This window comes from Ruegeria sp. AB8 (genome assembly GCF_056542605.1).
Genome location: NZ_JBQGAB010000016.1, coordinates 103186 through 122820, shown reverse-complemented (window position 1 = coordinate 122820; position 19635 = coordinate 103186). Strand labels below are relative to the sequence as shown.

The following is a 19635-nucleotide window of genomic DNA, read 5'->3' as shown; positions in this document are numbered from 1 at the left end:
TCGAAGTGACAGGTCAGCTGTTGCTGGCCGCGCAAAGCTGATCCTTGACCATCGGTCCGACCTTGCCGAAATCCATCTGGCCGGTATAGCGGGTTTTGAGTTCGCCCATCACCTTGCCCATATCACGGATCGAACCGGCGCCTGTCGCGGTGATTGCGGTCAGAATGGCCTGGTTCACCTCGTCATCATCCAGCTGCTTTGGCAGAAATTCCTCGATCACATCAACTTCGCGCAGCTCGCGTTCTGCCAGATCCAAGCGCCCGCCCTCTTCATAGGCGCGTGCGCTTTCCTTGCGCTGCTTGGTCATTTTGCCAAGGATTTCAAGTACCTCGGCATCACCGCAACCTTTTGCTTCTTCGTTGTCCGATACCCGTGTTGCGATGTCGCGGTCCTTGATCGCCGCGTTGATCAGCCGCAGCGTCGATAGACGCTCGGCCTCCTTGTCTTTCATTGCTTGCTTCAGGGCTGCATTCACCCTTGATCGCATATCCATCTGCTCAATCCATCCCCAAGATGAAGGAACCCCGACCATATCGAAACAAAAAGCGCGACACAACCGGGGTCGAATATATCTAAGTCATTGATATTAAATGATTGCCCGAAAATTGAACAGACTTGACCCAGCGGCCCAACCCCCTTAGGAATGCGCCGATTTACCCTGCAGGAGAGTCGCGCCATGGCCCAGAACGCCCCGTCCAAGCCCACCGCATGTCTGGCATTGGCCGACGGAACACTGTTCTACGGCACAGGCTTTGGCGCCACCGGCCAGACCGAAGCCGAGCTGTGTTTTAACACCGCCATGACCGGTTATCAGGAAATCATGACCGACCCCTCATACGCGGGACAGATCGTGACCTTCACATTCCCTCATATTGGGAATGTCGGTGTGAACTCCGAGGATGCCGAGGCCGGCGATCCGGTTGCGGCAGGAATGGTGGTCAAATGGGACCCGACCGAGCCTTCGAACTGGCGTGCCGCAGACGAACTTAAAACCTGGCTGGCCCAACGCGGGCGAATTGCGATTGGCGGCATTGACACCCGGCGACTGACCCGTGCCATTCGGCAGCAAGGTGCGCCTCATGTGGCGCTGGCCCACGATCCGGACGGTAATTTCGATATTGAGGCTCTGGTCGCCGCAGCCCGTGGATTTGCCGGTCTGGAGGGCATGGACCTGGCCAAGGACGTGACCTGCGCACAAAGCTATCGCTGGGACGAAATGCGTTGGGCCTGGCCCGACGGTTACTCACGCCAGACAGCCCCCGTGCACAAAGTCGTGGCGCTGGACTATGGCGCCAAACGCAACATCCTGCGGTGCCTGGCTTCGGCCGGATGTGACGTGACCGTTCTGCCCGCGACGGCAACCGCTGCCGAGGTTCTTGCACACGATCCGGATGGCGTCTTCTTGTCAAACGGTCCGGGCGATCCCGCCGCCACCGGCGAATACGCTGTTCCCATGATCAAAGAGGTACTTGAGACCACGGACCTGCCCATCTTTGGCATTTGTCTGGGCCATCAGATGCTGGCGCTGGCGCTTGGCGGCCAAACCGTCAAGATGAACCACGGTCATCATGGCGCAAACCACCCGGTCAAGGACATGGAAACCGGCAAGGTCGAAATCACCTCGATGAACCACGGTTTCGCCGTTGACGCTCAATCCCTGCCCGATGGCGTCATTGAAACCCATCGGTCGCTGTTTGACGGCTCGAACTGCGGTATTCGCATGACGGACCGCCCGGTCTATTCAGTGCAGCATCACCCCGAAGCATCGCCGGGGCCGCAGGACAGTTTCTACCTGTTCGAACGCTTTGCGGATGCAATGGCCGCGCGAAAAGAAAAGGCTTAACCGTCTGCCTTTGCCGGATTAACCCGCCATTAACTATGTTGAAGCAACCCTGACGTGCGTAATCGCGTCAGGGTTTATTAATGGTCGAACTGAACTTACAGCAACTTGCCCCGGCAGAACCGGTACCGGCACTGGGGCAGCGCAAACCTCTCGGCCTCTATTTGATGGAACGCGACCTGATCACCCGCGCGCAGCTGGATCACGCATTGTTGCTCCAATCACAGCAGCAGGCCCCCTTGGGCGAGATTTTGGTGAGCGAGGGCTGCGTCAGCCGTCAGGATGTCTTGCTGGCCTTGTCCAAACAAACAGGCCTGCAAATCGCGGATCTGGAAGAAACGCCGCCATCCCCTGATCTGGTCGATCTGAAACCTGCGTCCTTCTGGCTTGAGAACCATGTCATACCGTGGGTCAGACTGGGTCCGATCCTTCTGGTTGCCACCGCCCGGCCAGACAATTTCGATGCCATTGCAGCAGAATTTGAGGCAAGCCGATATACATTGATTCCCGTTCTGGCGGCACCAGATCAGATCGGCACGGCGATATCCCGACTATTCTCCCGAGATCTGGCCCGGGCGGCCGAAACCCGTGTGGACCCGCTGCACAGTTGCCGCACCTGGACACCCCGGGCACGCACCGGACCAGTCGCAAGCGCAATCGCCCTGTTGGCGACAATGATCGCAATCCCAACGATCGGTTGGTCCGTTCTGGTGTTCGCGGCCGTCGGCACGTTGTTCCTGTTCTGGGTCCTGAGATTGTCCGGGTTGCTGGCCTTCTTGTTGCCAAAGATGCCTCCAAAGGCGGGAAGGGAAAGTCGCGTCATCTCACGCACACGCCAGCCCTATGTGTCGATCATGGTGCCGTTATACAAGGAAACCGAGATTGCCGACGCGCTGATCCAACGACTGCGGCGGCTGACATACCCCAAGGCACTGTTGGACGTTATTCTGGTGCTCGAAGAAGACGACGCCGTTACCCGCGAAACACTGTCACACGTTGATCTGCCCAGTTGGATGCGCACAGTGGAAGTCCCGAAACTGAACGGCTTGACCACCAAACCCCGTGCGATGAACTACGCCCTAGATTTCTGCCGCGGCGATTTGATCGGGGTTTGGGATGCCGAGGATGCGCCGCAACCGGATCAGATCGAACGCGTGGTGGATCATTTTCAACATGCGCCGCCCGATGTCGTATGTCTGCAGGGCGTGCTGGATTACTACAACCCGCGCACCAGTTGGAGATCACGGTGCTTTACAATCGAATACAATAGCTGGTTCAGGGTAATCCTGCCCGGTATTGCCCGATTGGGCCTTGTGGTCCCGCTGGGCGGCACAACCTTCTTTTTTCGCCGGGACAAACTGGAGGAGTTGGGCGCCTGGGACGCGCACAATGTCACCGAAGACGCCGATCTGGGTGTCCGGTTGTACCGCGCCGGGTATCGGACCGAGATGGTGGACACAACAACCTTTGAAGAGGCGAACTTTCGGACCTGGCCCTGGGTCAAACAACGCTCGCGCTGGCTCAAGGGTTTCATGGTGACCTATCTGGTCCACATGCGCACACCGGTTGGTTTGTTGCGGGATCTGGGATTGCTTCGCTTTTTGGGCGTTCAGGCGTTTTTTCTGGGGACTTTGGGGCAATTCCTTCTTGCCCCTGTCCTTTGGGTGTTCTGGCTGATGGCGATGGGCATATCCGTACCGCTTCCGCAGGGGCTGACGCAAGAAAGTGTCACTGTACTTTTCAGCCTGTTTCTTGCAGCTGAACTGACCAACGTCGTGGTCGGACTTGTCGCCGTCGCAGCACGGGAAAGACGTTTCCTGCTGCCTTGGGTGCCGACGATGATCCTGTATTACCCGTTGGGCGTTCTGGCGGCCTACAAAGCGCTATGGGAACTGATCTGGAACCCATTTTTTTGGGACAAGACCCAACACGGACAGGCGGCCGAGGAACAGCTGCCCTCCTGAGCTCAGGACTCGCGCCGGACCGCATCCTGTTTAAGGCGGGTCATGAACGCGATCGAGATGTGTTCCCGCAACGCCTGACTTGCAGCATCTTCATCACGTGCCGCGATCGCTTCGACAATTCCCTTGTGTTCATTCTGGGCGATTTCACCCCGGCCCTGCACGGCAAGCGATGTCGTGGCCATCAGGGCCATCGTGCGATGCACCAGATCCAGTTGCTGAACCAGATATCGGTTGTGCGACGCCAAATGAATCTGTTCGTGAAACCGCCGGTTGGCACGCGACAGGGCCGTCGGATCATCGACCAGTTCGTCATCTGCCAGAACCATGTCCTGAAGAACTTTGATTTCCTCTTCCGTTGCGTGTTTGGCGGCTAGACGGGCTGCCAACGCCTCGAGTTCGCGGCGCACGACGTACAATTCAGCCATCTGGTTGTGATCCAACGATGCCACGATAAGTGATCGCCCGTCCCTTTCCAGCAGGGATTGTGTTTCCAGTCGCTGCAACGCTTCGCGAATCGGGGTGCGCGACACGCCAAAACGTTCCGCCAGTTCGCTTTCGACAAGCCGATCGCCGGGCTTGTACACGCCAACATCAATGGCTTCGAGAATCAGGCTGTAGGCATCTTTGTTGGGTTGGCGGGTCTGGCTCATTTTGTCTTTCGTCTCCTCGTTCGGTCATGTCTATCCGCCACTTGGCCTTCCAATCAAGTGAAGCATTGAAATCCGCAGCACCGGACCCTAAACCATAAACATGGTCAAACCTGCATTTGCTCATGTCACCCAGTGGGTGTTCGATCTCGACAATACGCTGTATCCGCCCCATATGCGCCTGTTCGATCAGATCGAGGTGCTGATGACGGATTATGTCGTGCGCACTCTGGGTGTGGACCAGGCCGAGGCGGATCGTTTGCGATCAGAATACTGGCGCCGGTATGGCACTACGCTGGCCGGGTTGATGGCCGAGCACGACCTTGACCCTGATCCATATCTGCATGCGGTCCATCAGGTGGACATGAGCCATATGGATCCGGACGCGGAACTGGCCGCCCATATCCGCTCACTTCCCGGTCGCCGCATCGTCTATACCAATGGCAGCGCGCCCTATGCGGAACGCGTTTTGGCGGCACGCGGTCTGAGCGGGTTGTTTGATGCGGTCTATGGTGTCGAACACGCCGGATACCGGCCAAAACCGGAAAAAGCCGCTTTCGAGGCGATTTTCGCGCGGGACGGCATTCGCGCCGAACAGGCCGCGATGTTCGAGGACGACCCGCGCAATCTGGCAGCCCCGCACGAGATGGGAATGCGCACGGTCCATGTGGCACCTGAACCGCACACTGCGGAGCATATCCACCACCATACAGACGATCTGACTCAGTTTCTCGGACGCCTGGTCTGACAGGGCAACCTGCGACGATCTGCTCATTCTGCACCTGCATCATCGTTCCTATATCCGCCTTAGCGACGAACAGAACGGAGACCTCCAATGAGCGCGATCGAAATGAACCCGCGCCTGCCTATCTGGCAGCGCTTGTTGTTTGCCATTCCCTTGTTTGGATGGATGGCCCGCGATGAGAAAGACGGCGCGCCCGAGGATCTGGGCTATACCGCCGCCGCCATCGTCAGCATGTGGGGATGTTCCATCCTTCTGTTCGGTCTTCCCGGCCTTTACCTGCCCGCACTTGCGATGGTGCCGGTGATGTTCCTGATCCTGCTGCTGATTTCGCGGGGTTAGGAATCGGGACAGGATGTCACTTGGCGCCCGGGCCGCAACACCACTAGGGTCTGCGGACAACGGAGAATTTCGCGATGACTGACAGTTGTGACATCCTGATATCAGGTGGCGGTATCGCCGGTCTGACCGCCGCCGCTGCCTTTGGGGCAGCCGGATTTGACGTAATCTGCGTCGACCCTGCCCCGCCCGTGACCGAGCGCGACGTTGAAGGGTCAGACCTTCGAACAACGGCGTTTCTGCAACCCGCCCGGGTTTTGCTGGAACAATGCGGGCTGTGGCAACGTCTGGATGCGCACGCCGCCCCTTTGCAGGTCATGCGCATCGTGGATGCCGGCGGCGACGTGCCTGAACCGCGTGTCGTGCGCAACTTTGATGCCTCGGACATTTCCGACCAGCCTTTCGGCTGGAACCTTCCCAACTGGCTGCTGCGCCGGGAAATGGTGGCGCGGCTGGCCGAGTTGCCCAATGTGGATTTCAGGCCCGGAACCGGCACCACCAGTCTGTTTACCCGCACCGCCGAAGCCCGCGTCGGGCTTAGTGACGGCGCCCGGGTTCGCTGCCGTCTTGTGATCGCAGCAGACGGGCGCAATTCACCCATGCGCGAAGCTGCTGGTATCGGCGTCCGGACAACACGCTATGGTCAGAAAGCGCTGGCTTTTGCGGTCACGCACCCAATCCCGCACGAAAACGTATCAACCGAAATCCACCGCTCCGGCGGGCCATTCACTCTGGTTCCGTTGCCCGACTGGCAGGGTCAGCCGTCCTCTGCGATTGTCTGGATGGAACGTGGTCCTCGTGCGGTCGAGCTCATGAACCTCGACGCCCCGGATTTCGAGGCAGCCATGACCCGTCGATCCTGCGAACTGTTCGGACCGCTCAAGTTAGCGTCGCGCCGCACGATCTGGCCGATCATCAGTCAAGCGGCCGAGCATCTGTCCGGTGAAAGACTCGCCCTGATGGCCGAGGCCGCACATGTGGTTCCGCCGATCGGGGCCCAAGGTCTGAACATGTCGCTGGGGGATCTGCGGTGCCTGCTGGATCTGGCGCAGGCGCGACCGGACGGGCTGGGTGATTCCCAGATGCTGGCGGCCTACCACAAAGCACGCCACACCGAGATCGAATTGCGTGTCAAAGGCATCGACCTGTTAAACCGCGCCTCAATGATCGAAGCGCGTCCATTGCGTGACGCCCGCGCCATGAGCCTGAATGCTCTTTATTCACTGGCGCCGGTGCGCAAAACGCTTATGCAGATGGGCCTCGGCATGCGCTGAGGCCCGATTGCCGGCTCAAATCACCTGATCCAGAACCCGTTTCAGACGTTGGATGGTGCCGTCCACGTCATACAGCTTGTCCAGCCCAAACAGACCAAGGCGGAACGTGCTGAACCCTTCAGGTTCGTCGCATTGCAGCGGCACGCCCGCCGCGATCTGCATACCCAGCGCTGCGAATTTCTTGCCGTTCTGAACATCGGGATCCGATGTATAACTGACGACAACACCGGGCGCGCCAAATCCGTCGGCGGCCACCGAGACAATTCCCTTGTCCTTCAGAATCACCCGCACACCATTCCCCAGCGCCCATTGCGCATCACGCAGCTTTTCGAAACCATAATCACGGGTTTCAATCATTGTTTCACGAAACGCACGAAGCGCATCCGTTGGCATCGTGGCGTGATAGGCGTGACCGCCATTTTCGTAAGCCTGCATGATCTGGCGCCACTTTTTCAGATCGATAGCAAAACTGTCCGACGTCGTTTGCTCAAGACGCGCTTCGGCCTGTTCGGACAACATGACCAAACCGGCGCAGGGCGACGCGCTCCATCCCTTCTGTGGCGCGGAAATCAGAACATCAACACCGGTTGCCTTCATGTCGATCCAGGCGCACCCCGAAGCGATGCAGTCCAATACCATCAGCGCGCCGACTTCGTGCGCGGCTGCAGCCATGGCCGCCACATAGTCGTCAGGCAGAATCACACCTGCAGCGGTTTCCACATGCGGTGCGAACACGACATCCGGACGTTGTTCACGAATGGTCGTCACGACCTCGTCAATCGGGGCCGGTGCAAAGGGCGACGGGCTGGTATTTCCGGTCTGGCGCGCTTTCATCACAGTGGCCGAGGCCGTCAATCCACCTGTTTCGATGATCTGGCTCCAGCGGTACGAAAACCAACCATTGCGAACCACCAGAACATTGGCGTTCTGTGCAAACTGGCGGGCAACGGCCTCCATAGCATAGGTTCCGCCCCCGGGGATCACCGCAATTCCGTCAGCGTTATAGACCTGTTTCAACATATCCGAGATATCGCGCATCACCTGCTGAAAGGATGCCGACATGTGATTTAGGGACCGGTCCGTAAAAACCACCGAGAATTCTTCGAGACCGTTTGGGTCAACACTGTCCAGCAACGCGGGCATGATTTTTCCTTTCCTGAGAGGTTCCTGAAGTTCTGAACGTTTTGGCGAATTTCGTAAAGCACCTTACGCACGTCACATGTTGACGCAACGGAACCCTTCTCTTCAGATTGTTTTTTGCATCTCACACGGCCCGATCAAGGCACAAATGACGCCAATTAGGGTCACCCCTACTTTACACTTTGACGTGTTTCTGACCAGATACATACACTTTGTACAAGAAAGGTAATTTCGCAGGTGACAGGGCAAAAACGGATAAGTTTTCAGGTAGTTCGCGACGAAGTCAAAAGAAGGATCGAAGCCCGTATTTGGCCGCAGGGATCTTTGCTGCCGACCGAGACACAGCTGGCCGAAGAGTTCAATTGCGCCCGCGCGACCGTAAACCGGGCCCTTCGGGAACTGGCCGAACAAGGCTATGTCGAAAGAAAGCGGAAAAGCGGGACACGGGTCAAAAAAGAACCCAGCAAACATGCCAAGCTGGAAATCTCGCTCGCGCGCCAGACAGTGGAAAACCAGAATGCCACCTATCGCTACGCTTTGGTCGAACGAAACGTCGTACCCAGCCCTGGCTGGCTGGCATCGCAACTGAGCGTTTCACCGGACGCGCGCGTCCTTCATATCATCTGCATGCACTACGCGGACAACCGCCCCTTTCAGCTAGAAGAACGCTGGATCAATATCGAGGCCGTTCCGGATGTCGAACACGCCGATCTGAACCAAAACGGGCCGCATGAATGGTTGCTGAAGACCGCACCCTTTACCGAAGCCGAAATCGCGTTCTGTGCCGTTTCCGCTGACGGGCGACTGGCCGAATTCATGGGGACCACGACCGGCACCTCAATGATTCAGCTTGAGCGCACGACCTGGAAAGACGGAGAGCCGATGGCGTTTGCCCGCATGACGCATCACCCGGGTTTCTGCATCCGCTCAAAATACTGACTTATCCGATCGGGCCCGGAAGACGCTCTTCACTCAGCAGCACATTGGCCTCGACGTCACCGGCCCCAGGCAATGTCATGATGCGCCGCCGCAGGACGCGTTCAAAGTCCGACAGATCCCGCGCGACGACCCGAAGTCGGTAGTCATAAAGACCCAGCACATGCTCGACCGTCTGAACCTCGGGAATGGCGCTTACGGCACGTTCGAAATCCTCAAGGCTGACCTGCCCTTTGCGCGCCAGTTTCACACCCAGAAACACCGTCACCCCAAACCCCAAGGCCTCGGCGTTCAACCGTAACCGGCGCCCCTTGATGATACCTTCCTCCTCAAGCCTGCGGATACGCCGCCAGGTTGCCGGTTGCGAAAGGCCAAACCGTCGCCCCAACGCGCCCGCGCTTTGCGCCGCATCCTGCGCCAACGCACGTAAGATCTTGCGGTCGGTTTCGTCCAGTTCCGTCATACCGGCAGCACCTCGTCCCGTTTCACCCGGGCAATATGCATCAGCGCTTCGATGTCAGCGATGTGCGGCAACGTCAGAATGCGGTCACGATACACCTGCTGGTAGTGGGACATATCCCGCGCCAAAACGGAAAGGCGCACGTCGACCCGCCCGAGGAAGGTCTGAATCTCGATCACTTCGGCCACTTTGCGTGCGGCTGCGGTGAACTCGTCAAAGGCACGTGGCTGGGTCTTGTCAAGCGTGATCCTCAGCGAAACCTCAACCGCATACCCAAGCGCGACCCAGTCGATCACGGCCTCCTGCCCCTGAATGATCCCTGCCGCCTGCATCTTTTCAATCCGCCGCCAGCACACCCCTGCACTGATCCTGCACCGCTCGGCGAGTTCGGCTGTGGTCAGGCTCGGATCGGCCTGGAAATGACGCAGGATGCGACGGTCAGTATCGTCAAGCATGATTTTTTCACAAGATAGATATTTTGCGAATTATTCTTCATCTTTTTTACAAATACTCAACCCCAATGCTATCGCCATTGCGCCGACGGACAGATAGAACCACCGCAATCGAAACTGAAAGGACCGGCAAAATGCGTGTCTATTACGATCGCGATTGCGACATCAACCTGATCAAAGACAAGAAAGTGGCCATCCTGGGCTATGGCAGCCAGGGACACGCACACGCGCTGAACCTGCGCGACTCGGGTGCCAAGAACCTGGTCATCGCCCTGCGCGAAGGCTCGCCCTCGGCCAAGAAAGCCGAAGCCGAAGGTCTGCAGGTGATGGGCATTGCCGAAGCCGCCGCATGGTGCGACGTCATCATGTTCACCATGCCCGACGAGCTGCAGGCCGAAACCTACAAGAAATATGTGCATGACAACATCAAGCCCGGCGCGGCCATTGCCTTTGCCCATGGCCTGAACGTCCACTTTGGCCTGATCGAGCCGAAAGAAGGCGTTGACGTCATCATGATGGCCCCCAAGGGCCCCGGACACACCGTGCGGGGCGAATATGTCAAAGGCGGCGGCGTGCCCTGTCTGGTCGCCGTGAACAACGACGCCACCGGCAAGGCGCTGGAAATCGGTCTGTCCTATTGCTCGGCCATCGGTGGCGGCCGCTCGGGCATCATCGAGACCAACTTCCGCGAAGAGTGCGAAACCGACCTGTTCGGCGAGCAGGCCGTTCTGTGCGGCGGCATCGTCGAACTGATCCGCTGCGGCTTCGAGACGCTGGTCGAGGCAGGTTATGCACCGGAAATGGCCTATTTCGAGTGTCTGCACGAAACCAAGCTGATCGTTGACCTGATCTATGAAGGCGGCATCGCGAACATGGATTACTCGATCTCGAACACCGCCGAGTATGGCCAATATGTCACCGGCCCGCGGATCCTGCCCTATGAGCAGACCAAGAAGGCGATGAAAGAGACCCTGTCGGACATCCAGACCGGTAAGTTCGTGCGTGACTTCATGCTGGAAAACGCTGTTGGCCAACCGACCATCAAAGCGGCCCGCCGTCACAACGATGAACATCAGATCGAGCAGGTCGGTAAGAAACTGCGTGACATGATGCCCTGGATCTCGGCCGGCAAACTGGTCGATCAGGAAAAGAACTGAGCCTGACTTTTGTCAGCACAAGGGCGGCCCCGGTGGCCGCCCTTTTCAGTTTGCAACCGCATTTCGATAGCACTCGCCCAGAACGTAATCCCAGCCGCCGTCGTAACTGCCGCGTTTGTCCGGTGCTTCGGTTGCCCAGACCTGCCAGCCGGAATGGGTAAGGACTACCTTTGTTTGCCCCGGCCCGTGGTCTTCAAATTCGACTGTCACCAGGGTGGAAAGCTTTTCGTCTGTTCCGGGATGCCAGGTAAACGCCACCTTTTGCCCGGGCGCAAACGACAGAACCTCTCCCCAGTCCGAACGTGTGCCGTCAAACATGGTTTCGTAAATCGCGCCGCCTACAAACGGCTCGATCGAGACAGAAAGTGCCGGTCTACGGTGTGCGGCGGACACGGCATGGCCATGCAGCGGCCACCATTTTCCAATCCGGTTCACAAATACATCAAATGCCCGTTCACGCGTCGCATTTACAATCACCGTTTTGACGATGGGATCAGTCATGGTTCTGTCCCTTCTCATTAAATTCGGCCGCATAACCTTCCAGCACTTCGGACCAATACCGGTCCAGCCAATCCCGCAACTCGGCAAGCCCCTCGGGGCGGGCAGCATATATCCGCCGGGTCCCTTCGGCACGGCACACCACGAGGCCCGCATCGGTTAGAACCCGAAGATGCTGGGACACGGCAGGACGACTGACAGGCATGTTTTCAGCCAATTCCCCAACTGCCTGCGGCTTGATTGCAATCGCTTCGAACAATTGTCGCCGGGTGGGATCACTTAAAGCAGAGAATACATATTGGTTAGCCATCACTTACCGTAAGTAAGAACTTACTGATTGTCAAATATGGCGGCGTGACATCCCCGGATGCGCAAGATAAGGGGAAGCCATGGTAGAGAGCCCCAATTCACGCGACTGGAGCGGTGTTGTAACGCTTGGCCTGATCTGGGGCGGCACTTTCATGGTCGTTGCCATGGCCCTGGAAGGTTACGGCCCGATCACCGTGGCAACCGCCCGAACGACACTGGGTGCACTGACTTTGCTGTTGATGATGGCGGCGACGGGCCGAAAAATTCCCACTGGAAACCCGGCACTCTGGTGGTCGATCATAATCATCGGCATCCTGTCGACAGCCCTGCCCTTTGTCCTGCTAAGCTGGGGACAGCAATTTGTTCCGTCAGCCTTTGCCGGGCTTTCCATGGCCGCAATCCCGTTAATGGTTTTGCCGCTTGCCCATTTCTTTTCCGATGAACCGATGAATGCGCGCAGACTGTTCGGCGTAACCCTTGGGTTCACCGGTGCGCTGATACTGATCGGGCCAGGTCTTGCACAATTGGGGTCGGGGGCTGAACCCATGGCTCAACTGGCCTGCGTCGGTGCAGCATTGTCCTACGCCCTGGCCTCGATCTTCACCCGCCGCTGCCCGCCCGTTGATCCGGTTGTCCTGGCCGCCTTGACGCTTGTGGTCGGTGCTGTGCTGTTGCTGCCGATCATGTTGGTTTACGAAGGTATTCCCCGTTGGGAAGGCACCCGGCCCGGTCTTGCCATCATCGTGCTGGGCCTGTTCCCCACTGCCTTTGCAACGCTCCTGCGGGTTTCCATCATTCGCAGCGCCGGATCCGTTTTCCTTACCCTGGTGAACTATCAGGTTCCAATCTGGTCAATGGTGTTTGGCGCTTGGATCCTGTCCGAAGCGCTGCCTTTCCGGTTCTATCTGGCGCTGGCAATGATCCTGACGGGGCTGGCCATCAGCCAATGGTTCAGCCTTCAGAAACTGCTTTTCAGACGCTAGCCAGCCGCCGCCTCGACCTCGGAGACGATGCGGTCAACGACTTGATTCAACAGGGTATCATCTTCGCATTCGGCCATGACACGGATCAGCGGCTCAGTCCCGGACATGCGAATCAACAAACGCCCCTGCCCGTTCAATCGCGCTTCGGCATCGGCTATCGCCGTCTTGACGTTCTGAGCTTCCAGGGGATGCTGGCCAACTTCGTAACGGACGTTTTTCAGCAATTGCGGAACTTTCTCAAACTGCTGCGAGATCTCGGAGGCGCTGCGGTCAGCCCGAACCATTTCCGCCAGGAAATGCAGCCCTGCCATCAGCCCGTCCCCGGTGGTTGCGTAGTCCGTCATCACGATATGACCCGACTGCTCGCCGCCCAGATTGAACCCGCCTTCGCGCATGCGTTCTACAACATAGCGGTCACCTACCGCTGTGCGTTCAAGTCGCAGCCCCCGCGCAGCCAGGTGCCGCTCGAGCCCGAGGTTGGACATGACCGTTGCCACCAACGCCCCGCCGGTCAGCCGATCAGCACGGGCCCAGCTGCTGGCGAGCAGCGCCATCAACTGATCACCATCGGCAACTTGCCCCTGTTCATCGACAATCACGACCCGGTCTGCATCACCGTCCAGGCAAATCCCTACATCGGCACCGTGGGCCACTACGGTTTCCGCCGCCATTTGCGGTTTGGTCGACCCGCAGTTAAGGTTGATGTTCTTGCCGTTGGGCGCGATGCCAATCGGAATGACCTCGGCACCCAACTCCCACAGAACCTCCGGGGCGGTGCGGTGCGCAGCGCCATTGGCGCAGTCGATCACAACTTTCAGACCATCGAGCCGCAATTCACGTGGCAACGAGGATTTCACACGCTCGCCATAGCGGAACCGCGCATCATCCACGCGACGCGCCCTTCCAATATTCTGAGCTTTAGCGGGGTGGACGCCTTGTTCAATCAGGTCTTCGATATCCATTTCGGCCTGATCTGACAGTTTGAAGCCGTCGGGGCCAAAAAACTTGATCCCGTTGTCTTCAGCCGGGTTGTGGCTGGCAGAAATCATCACGCCCAGATCAGCGCGCATCGACCGGGTCATCAGACCCACCGCCGGTGTTGGCACCGGGCCCAGCAGCAACACGTTCATACCGGTCGAAGTCAAACCTGCCGTCAGCGCGTTTTCCAGCATATAGCCCGAAAGGCGCGTATCCTTGCCGATGACCACGCGGTGCACGCCGGAGGCGTCGCGCCGGAAGTATCGCCCGACTGCCGCACCAATGCGCAAAGCCATTTCCGCCGTCATCGGATGCGTGTTGGCAGTGCCCCGCACCCCGTCGGTTCCGAACAATTTGCGCATCGGCGTTTTCTCCAAAATACCAGCTTTGGGACCGGATTACCGGACGGCAGTCCACAAGCGCAAGGCCTGAGCCGTCTCGGCCACATCATGGACCCGAATGATCTGCACACCTTGCGACAATCCCGCCAACGCAACAGCAATTGATCCCGGCGCACGCGCATCCTTGCGCGGTTCCTTGCCGATCTGACCGATGAATCCCTTGCGCGACACGCCCAACAGGATCGGGCAGCCGAACCCGTGAAACAGGCTGAGGTTCCGCAACAGGGTCAAGTTATGAGCCTCGGTTTTGCCGAACCCAATGCCCGGATCGGCAATGATCTGATTTCGGTTCAGGCCAAGGCCCTCAAGGTGTTCGATCTGTCCATTTAGGAAATCGTATACATCCAGCAGGACGTCATCATATTGCGGGTCATCCTGCATCGTCGCGGGATCACCCTGCATGTGCATGACGCAAACCGGGGCAGCGACCCCAGCACAAAACGGGGCCAGATCCGGATCAAAAGTAAAACCTGACACGTCGTTGATCAGCCCAGCCCCGGCTGCCCAGGCGGCTTCGGCGACGCTGGCCTTGCGCGTATCGATTGAAACCAAAGCATCCGTTTCCGCGCAGATCGCGGAAACCAGCGGGCGCGTCCGCTCGATCTCTTCAGCTTCCGGAACATATGCGGCACCCGGGCGGGTGGATTCCCCACCGATGTCCAGAATGCTGGCGCCATGCGTGACCATGGATTTGGCCGCAGACACAGCGGCTTCGACCGAATTGTGCAGACCTCCGTCCGAGAAGCTGTCGGGCGTTGCGTTCAAAATGCCCATGATCTGCGGGACCGCCATGTCCAGACCTGCAACTGCCGCCCTTTTACGGGTCAGGCGGCTGATCACTTCTTCCGGGATGTCGTTCACGGCGACCAAAACCGGGTCGCCGTCGCGTGTCAGTTTTTCCGCATGGGTGAACCACAAATCCTGCCCAGCCAACGACACCGCGTGGGCCGGGCGCGTCAGTCCGTGCTGTACAAGAGGACGAAAATACGCGGTCACAGTTTGGCCTGATCCACCGGCACCGCCCGCAGGGGAGTTTTGGGAGCCTCTGGAAGATCGCCGCCTATGACCAACATCTCGCTGGCTTCGAATGTTGCCGCGAACCACGCTGCCAACGCAACCGAATCGGACGGCGCCGCTGACGGGCCATCCACCGCATCCAGAACGATCTTGGACGGCGCCCAGACACAAATCTGGCCGTTCTTCATGGCCCATTCCAGCTCTGTCCGCGTTGAAACCACCACGCACCGGTGATCGCGCGCCGCCAATACCCATGCATTTTGTTCAATGGCCAGCAGGTCGATCCGACGTTGTGTCATTGCATGACCGGTTTTCGGAACAGTCAGGTCCGATGCCCCGACACACAGGATCAGAGGGCGCTGACGGCTTTCAAGCTGATCGATCCAACCGGTCAGATTTTTCGACTGCATCGCCTCGTTCGACAAATAAACCAGACGTGGATGCGGCCGCTCTTCTTCAATCAGGTCATGATGGACCGTGTCCTTGCCGCGAACGATCTCGACGCCCAAAGCACCTGGACCCCGGTCCAGCTTTTCTATTCTGACAAAAGCCCTTACAGCCTGAGGTTCAAGCAAGATACGCTCGGCGATCCGGTCCGCCAAAGTTTCCAGAAGGTTCAACCGCTCAGCAGCCAGTTCAAATGCAATGGCTTCTGTGACGCGGTCGTAGGACAGAATCCGGTCGACATCATCATCAATCGGATCGCTGATCGGGCGCACTTCGACCACGATGTTGAAACAGATGCGCTGCGTTGTTCCCCGCTCGGCCTGAAATGCGCCGATTTCCACTTCGACGATGTGATCGCGCAGTGAAATACGGTCCAGAGGACCCCGGGACGCTGTCGCTTCCGAGCGTTCGGACGGGTGCGCAAAGGCAAGGCGGATTTCAGAACTCATGGGTATGGCCTTTTCGGGCTCGGGCAGTGCAGGTTGCCTATCATAGGCGGTGCGCAGGCCTATAACATTCATACAAACGCCATTCCAACCGCCTAAAACGCCACTTGGGCCATTTGCACCGGCGAGAACTTGCGAAACCCGAGCGTGCGAATGCCGGTTCAGCATTCGCGGTGCTTAGTCACCAATCGGAAGCAGGTCAGTTGCTCGCGGTACGGTAATTGTGACGATAGAAGATGTGCACACCGATCCGGGCGGTTTCCTTGTACACCCGCGACCAAGACGGGCGTACGGCTTTGGTGTGATAATGCGTTGCCCCTTCGGTCAGTTGATCTGCAATCCCATCAATGGACGTGCGGGCAACTTTAGCGACACGCTCATAGGCTTTCTTTTCGTGAATGACCTCTTTGCGGCCATCGCAGGTGTAGGTGAACTGACACTGGTACTTCTTGCCCGTTCCCTGCTGGATGACACCGCACAGATCATCCGGAAAGCGGCTGCTTTCAACCCGGTTCAAGATAACCTCGGCCACCGCAAACTGACCACGGACGCTTTCGCCGCGTGCCTCGAAGTACAGCGCTTCGGCCAGACACTTCCAATGCTCATCGCCGGTTGCCTTGGGCTGCTGGTCCAACCATTCCTTGGAATAGGATACGTCCAGCGGTTTGGCTTCTTTTCGGGGCGTAAATAGCTTCAGGTAATCACGAAAAACCTGACCCGGCAGTTCACTCCGAGTCACCAGCTCAGCCTTGGCGGAATGAGTCTCTTCCTTCTCGGCGAAGGATACAGTCGGCAGCACGGTTGCTGCCACAGTGGCAACAGCCATTATGTAACGTAGCATCAGATAACCTCGCACAGGCACTTCTCGCGCCATACCCTCCCCCGGCGGGCGCGATGAGGCTCTTAACGCACTGAGGGCGAAAGGTCTACATCTGAAAAAAATGCAAGAGGAAAATTGCCTGCGGGGTCGAGTTTTTTCGACCACAGGTCCTTCCAAAACCACTATTCCTAGGGCTTGCGACCCTTGTCAACCCCCAAGTCTGGACGAAATCGCCAGTTGAGCGGCAGCCAGCCGAGCGACAGGCACCCGGAAGGGCGAACAGGACACATAGTCAAAACCCAGATCGCGGCAAATCGAGATTGATTCGGGGTTTCCGCCATGTTCGCCGCAGACCGAAAGCGTGACATCCGGCTGCGCGGCACGCCCGCGTTCAGCCCCGAGTTTCAGCAGCTCGCCGACGCCGTCGCGGTCCAGTACATGAAACGGATCTTCGACAAACACGCCCTGGCGCACATAGGCGGACATGAACCTTCCCGCGTCGTCGCGTGACAGCCCATAGGTCATCTGGGTCAGGTCGTTTGTTCCGAAGCTGAGGAACGAGGTCTGTGGCGCGATCTCATCCGCACGCAGGCACGCACGCGGTGTTTCCACCATGACGCCCAGTCTGTATTCGAATTCCTGCCCCTTTTCCGAGGCGACGGCCGCAGCCACGGAGTCGATACGGGACTTCACCAGCTCGACCTCGCGCCTGGCGGAAACCAGCGGAATCATGACTTCGGGCACGACGGCCGCACCATCCATACTGGCTTCGATCGTGGCCTCGAAGATGGCCCGCGCCTGCATGTCATAGATTTCAGGCACCGTAACCCCCAGACGCACGCCGCGCAGGCCCAGCATCGGGTTGTATTCAGTCATCGCATTGACCTGCCGCTCGACATCCGACACCGGCAGATCAAGTGCTTCGGCCAGTTCACGTTGCCCTGTACGAGTGGTTGGAAGGAACTCGTGCAATGGCGGGTCGAACAGGCGGATGCAGACAGGTTGCCCTTCCATGATCCGGAAAAGCTGCACGAAATCTTCGCGTTGCATCGGCAGCAAACGTTCCAGCACAGCCGCACGACCCGACGAGGTCTGCGCAAATATCATCTCGCGCATGACAATAAGCCGACCGGGATCGAAAAACATATGCTCGGTTCGGCACAAGCCGATGCCCTGGGCTTGGAAATTCCGCGCGGTCTGTGCGTCCGCCGGCGTGTCTGCGTTGGCGCGGATTGCAATATCGCGCTCGGCGTCGGCCCAACCCATCAGTGTCTGGAAACAATCGTCCAACGCGGCCTCAAGCATCGCGGGCCGACCGGCCAGAACTTGACCCGAACTGCCATCAATTGTCAGTTCGTCACCGGTTTGGAAGACACGCCCGTCCGGAGCGGTCAGCAGCTTCTTTTTTGTCTGGAACCGCATCTCCGACGCGCCAACGATACACGGCAGGCCCAAACCGCGCCCGATAACCGCTGCGTGGCTGGTCATGCCGCCCTTTTCCGTCAGCACTGCCACTGCGGCATGCATACCGCGCACATCCTCGGGCGCAGTTTCGCGCCGCACCAGAATGCAGGGTTCACCACGCGCCGCGCTGGCCTGTGCCTCGGCGGAGGTAAAAACAATCTTGCCTGTTGCCGCACCCGGGCTGGCGGCGATCCCGGTGGTCAGGATGTCCCGCTCTGCCTTGGGGTGTACCTGCCGGTGCAGCAGCTCGTTCAGAGAGTGTGGGTCAACGCGCATCACCGCGTCCTGCGGCGGCACAATACCGTCTTCGGCCAGACGCACGGCTATCCGCATCGCGGCGCGGGCACTGCGCTGAACGCGTACCCCGTCCAGAATATGCACGTGTCCGTTTTCGATAACGAATTCGACCTGCATTTCCTCACGCAGCTTTTCGCGCATCAGCGCGGCATGAGATTTCAGGTCGTTAAATGCATCGGGGGCCAGCTCCTCGAGTGACAAGCCGCGCGGGTCTTTTTCGAGATACAGCGCCGCCACGTCTTCGCCCAAAGCGTCCCGACCCTGGCTTTGACTCAGGTAACGGCCCGTGATCTGCGGCAGCCCGGTCGTGGAATCCACAAGCTGCAGAACTCCGGAACCGCATTCCCCCTGCCCGACGCCCGGTATCATTTCCTGAATGACAAGGCCAAGGCCGGCATCGGCCGGCGCGCCCTTGGCCTGACGCAGCAAACGCGCGGAAGTGCCATCCCAGGCTCGGGCCATCGAACGCAGAACACCGATCAGTTGCTCGCCCCGATCCTGCGGAAAGGCCTCTTCGGCTTCATCTTCGTAAGCCCGCAAAGACTGGCGCAAACCTTCGCGGCCGGTGAGATCGATATCATCAAACAGGTCAGGGTCCAGCCGGGCGACATGGATGGCATAACTCTGGACAAAACGCAGATACAGTGCGGCCGCTGCTTCAGCTCCCATCTTGTCGGACAGGTCAACATAGCGGGCGTCGTTCATGCCGATGTTCAGAACCGCGCCCGGCCCGCCCCAGTCGGGGTCCTCGGAGCTGGGACGCACACACAGCAATGCTGTCGGTTCGAACTGTTCTAGAATGGCGGCGATGTCGGGGATATGACCTTCGGCAATCCGGTGGACCGCATCGAATGACAAGGCGACCGTGCGCGGGACCGGGAGGTCAAGCCGGACCAGACGTTGCAGGCATTTCGCCCGGCCGCCATGGGTATGGGCGGCGACGGGCGCGTCGGATGTGATCAGCGTTGTATGCGGGTTATTCTGCACTGCGGCACCTTTTGATTTCACCGCAGCATAAGCGCAA

20 protein-coding genes are annotated in these 19635 nt (G+C 58.7%); 8 read left to right on the top strand and 12 right to left on the bottom strand.

The window, feature by feature from the left end; genetic code table 11:
- Positions 1-13: 13 nt before the first annotated feature.
- Positions 14-493, bottom strand: a complete 480-nt coding sequence (locus ACR0CG_RS17035) for a GatB/YqeY domain-containing protein (protein WP_480526456.1) — start codon at positions 491-493, stop codon at positions 14-16.
- Between the two features lie 183 nt (positions 494-676).
- On the opposite strand from ACR0CG_RS17035, the gene carA reads away from it, so the two are divergent.
- Positions 677-1843, top strand: a complete 1167-nt coding sequence (gene carA / locus ACR0CG_RS17030; protein WP_480526454.1) for a glutamine-hydrolyzing carbamoyl-phosphate synthase small subunit — start codon at positions 677-679, stop codon at positions 1841-1843.
- An 80-nt stretch (positions 1844-1923) separates the two neighbouring features.
- A complete protein-coding gene (locus tag ACR0CG_RS17025) occupies positions 1924-3804 on the top strand; it encodes a glycosyltransferase (protein WP_480526452.1) in 1881 nt (626 codons plus the stop codon).
- Between the two features lie 2 nt (positions 3805-3806).
- Here ACR0CG_RS17025 and ACR0CG_RS17020 read toward each other — a convergent pair whose 3' ends face one another.
- Positions 3807-4454 carry a GntR family transcriptional regulator gene (locus tag ACR0CG_RS17020; RefSeq protein WP_170616423.1) on the bottom strand — a complete coding sequence of 216 codons (648 nt, stop codon included), beginning with the start codon at positions 4452-4454 and terminating at the stop codon, positions 3807-3809.
- A 100-nt stretch (positions 4455-4554) separates the two neighbouring features.
- Between ACR0CG_RS17020 and ACR0CG_RS17015 the strand changes: the two genes are divergently transcribed.
- From ACR0CG_RS17015 to ACR0CG_RS17005, 3 genes are all read left to right on the top strand, one after another.
- Positions 4555-5199 (top strand): pyrimidine 5'-nucleotidase, encoded by a 645-nt coding sequence (locus ACR0CG_RS17015; RefSeq protein WP_170616425.1) that lies wholly within the window; start codon positions 4555-4557, stop codon positions 5197-5199.
- Positions 5200-5286: 87 nt separating this feature from the next.
- Complete coding sequence (locus ACR0CG_RS17010) at positions 5287-5535, top strand: hypothetical protein (RefSeq protein ID WP_480526450.1); 249 nt, start codon at positions 5287-5289, stop codon at positions 5533-5535.
- Positions 5536-5609: 74 nt separating this feature from the next.
- A complete protein-coding gene (locus tag ACR0CG_RS17005; RefSeq protein WP_480526448.1) occupies positions 5610-6806 on the top strand; it encodes a UbiH/UbiF family hydroxylase in 1197 nt (398 codons plus the stop codon).
- Between the two features lie 15 nt (positions 6807-6821).
- Here the strand turns inward: ACR0CG_RS17005 and ACR0CG_RS17000 are convergent, their stop codons facing one another.
- Positions 6822-7949 carry an aminotransferase class V-fold PLP-dependent enzyme gene (locus ACR0CG_RS17000; protein ID WP_480526446.1) on the bottom strand — a complete coding sequence of 376 codons (1128 nt, stop codon included), beginning with the start codon at positions 7947-7949 and terminating at the stop codon, positions 6822-6824.
- A gap of 234 nt (positions 7950-8183) precedes the next feature.
- Here ACR0CG_RS17000 and ACR0CG_RS16995 point away from each other — a divergent pair, with 234 nt between their 5' ends.
- Positions 8184-8885, top strand: coding sequence for a GntR family transcriptional regulator (locus tag ACR0CG_RS16995; protein ID WP_170806135.1), 702 nt, complete (start codon positions 8184-8186; stop codon positions 8883-8885).
- A 1-nt stretch (position 8886) separates the two neighbouring features.
- Here ACR0CG_RS16995 and ACR0CG_RS16990 read toward each other — a convergent pair whose 3' ends face one another.
- Complete coding sequence (locus ACR0CG_RS16990; protein WP_170616435.1) at positions 8887-9345, bottom strand: Lrp/AsnC family transcriptional regulator; 459 nt, start codon at positions 9343-9345, stop codon at positions 8887-8889.
- Positions 9342-9797 (bottom strand): Lrp/AsnC family transcriptional regulator, encoded by a 456-nt coding sequence (locus ACR0CG_RS16985; protein ID WP_170616437.1) that lies wholly within the window; start codon positions 9795-9797, stop codon positions 9342-9344. Before ACR0CG_RS16985 ends, ACR0CG_RS16990 begins: the two co-directional genes overlap by 4 nt.
- Positions 9798-9928: 131 nt before the next feature.
- Between ACR0CG_RS16985 and ilvC the strand changes: the two genes are divergently transcribed.
- On the top strand, positions 9929-10951 hold the full coding sequence (gene ilvC, locus ACR0CG_RS16980; protein WP_170616439.1) for a ketol-acid reductoisomerase: 1023 nt from the start codon (positions 9929-9931) through the stop codon (positions 10949-10951).
- A gap of 45 nt (positions 10952-10996) precedes the next feature.
- On the opposite strand, the gene ACR0CG_RS16975 is transcribed toward ilvC, so the two are convergent.
- Together ACR0CG_RS16975 and ACR0CG_RS16970 are read right to left on the bottom strand one after the other, a co-directional pair.
- Entirely contained in the window at positions 10997-11452 is a 456-nt protein-coding gene (locus tag ACR0CG_RS16975) for an SRPBCC domain-containing protein (RefSeq protein WP_480526445.1), read from the bottom strand.
- Positions 11445-11759 (bottom strand): metalloregulator ArsR/SmtB family transcription factor, encoded by a 315-nt coding sequence (locus ACR0CG_RS16970; RefSeq protein WP_170806132.1) that lies wholly within the window; start codon positions 11757-11759, stop codon positions 11445-11447. The genes ACR0CG_RS16975 and ACR0CG_RS16970 overlap by 8 nt, the downstream gene beginning before the upstream one ends.
- Before the next feature lie 79 nt (positions 11760-11838).
- Here ACR0CG_RS16970 and ACR0CG_RS16965 point away from each other — a divergent pair, with 79 nt between their 5' ends.
- Entirely contained in the window at positions 11839-12741 is a 903-nt protein-coding gene (locus ACR0CG_RS16965; protein WP_480526443.1) for a DMT family transporter, read from the top strand.
- Here the strand turns inward: ACR0CG_RS16965 and glmM are convergent.
- From glmM to ACR0CG_RS16940, 5 genes are all read right to left on the bottom strand, one after another.
- Complete coding sequence (gene glmM / locus ACR0CG_RS16960) at positions 12738-14081, bottom strand: phosphoglucosamine mutase (RefSeq protein WP_480526440.1); 1344 nt, start codon at positions 14079-14081, stop codon at positions 12738-12740. The genes ACR0CG_RS16965 and glmM overlap by 4 nt on opposite strands.
- A gap of 36 nt (positions 14082-14117) precedes the next feature.
- Positions 14118-15116: a dihydropteroate synthase gene (gene folP / locus ACR0CG_RS16955; RefSeq protein WP_480526438.1), complete on the bottom strand. Its 999-nt coding sequence runs from the start codon at positions 15114-15116 to the stop codon at positions 14118-14120.
- Complete coding sequence (locus ACR0CG_RS16950) at positions 15113-16033, bottom strand: dihydroneopterin aldolase (protein WP_480526437.1); 921 nt, start codon at positions 16031-16033, stop codon at positions 15113-15115. The genes folP and ACR0CG_RS16950 overlap by 4 nt, the downstream gene beginning before the upstream one ends.
- A gap of 196 nt (positions 16034-16229) precedes the next feature.
- The gene (locus ACR0CG_RS16945; protein WP_170619755.1) at positions 16230-16871 is read right to left on the bottom strand and encodes a cell wall hydrolase; all 642 of its coding nucleotides are present in this window, start codon (positions 16869-16871) and stop codon (positions 16230-16232) included.
- Between the two features lie 186 nt (positions 16872-17057).
- A complete protein-coding gene (locus ACR0CG_RS16940; RefSeq protein WP_170616455.1) occupies positions 17058-19619 on the bottom strand; it encodes a pyruvate, phosphate dikinase in 2562 nt (853 codons plus the stop codon).
- Positions 19620-19635: the final 16 nt, after the last annotated feature.

Bases quoted from the DNA above. Each gene is read 5' to 3' on its own strand.
- ACR0CG_RS16950 (WP_480526437.1), bottom strand. From the start codon at position 16,033: ATGAGTTCTGAAATCCGCCTTGCCTTTGCGCACCCGTCCGAACGCTCG.
- ACR0CG_RS17035 (WP_480526456.1), bottom strand. From the start codon at position 493: ATGGATATGCGATCAAGGGTGAATGCAGCCCTGAAGCAAGCAATGAAA.
- ACR0CG_RS17020 (WP_170616423.1), bottom strand. From the start codon at position 4,454: ATGAGCCAGACCCGCCAACCCAACAAAGATGCCTACAGCCTGATTCTC.
- ACR0CG_RS17005 (WP_480526448.1), top strand. From the start codon at position 5,610: ATGACTGACAGTTGTGACATCCTGATATCAGGTGGCGGTATCGCCGGT.
- ACR0CG_RS16970 (WP_170806132.1), bottom strand. From the start codon at position 11,759: ATGGCTAACCAATATGTATTCTCTGCTTTAAGTGATCCCACCCGGCGA.
- ACR0CG_RS16965 (WP_480526443.1), top strand. From the start codon at position 11,839: ATGGTAGAGAGCCCCAATTCACGCGACTGGAGCGGTGTTGTAACGCTT.
- ACR0CG_RS16985 (WP_170616437.1), bottom strand. From the start codon at position 9,797: ATGCTTGACGATACTGACCGTCGCATCCTGCGTCATTTCCAGGCCGAT.
- carA (WP_480526454.1), top strand. From the start codon at position 677: ATGGCCCAGAACGCCCCGTCCAAGCCCACCGCATGTCTGGCATTGGCC.
- glmM (WP_480526440.1), bottom strand. From the start codon at position 14,081: ATGCGCAAATTGTTCGGAACCGACGGGGTGCGGGGCACTGCCAACACG.
- ACR0CG_RS17000 (WP_480526446.1), bottom strand. From the start codon at position 7,949: ATGCCCGCGTTGCTGGACAGTGTTGACCCAAACGGTCTCGAAGAATTC.
- ilvC (WP_170616439.1), top strand. From the start codon at position 9,929: ATGCGTGTCTATTACGATCGCGATTGCGACATCAACCTGATCAAAGAC.
- ACR0CG_RS17015 (WP_170616425.1), top strand. From the start codon at position 4,555: ATGGTCAAACCTGCATTTGCTCATGTCACCCAGTGGGTGTTCGATCTC.
- ACR0CG_RS17010 (WP_480526450.1), top strand. From the start codon at position 5,287: ATGAGCGCGATCGAAATGAACCCGCGCCTGCCTATCTGGCAGCGCTTG.
- ACR0CG_RS16990 (WP_170616435.1), bottom strand. From the start codon at position 9,345: ATGACGGAACTGGACGAAACCGACCGCAAGATCTTACGTGCGTTGGCG.
- ACR0CG_RS16945 (WP_170619755.1), bottom strand. From the start codon at position 16,871: ATGCTACGTTACATAATGGCTGTTGCCACTGTGGCAGCAACCGTGCTG.
- ACR0CG_RS16975 (WP_480526445.1), bottom strand. From the start codon at position 11,452: ATGACTGATCCCATCGTCAAAACGGTGATTGTAAATGCGACGCGTGAA.
- ACR0CG_RS17025 (WP_480526452.1), top strand. From the start codon at position 1,924: ATGGTCGAACTGAACTTACAGCAACTTGCCCCGGCAGAACCGGTACCG.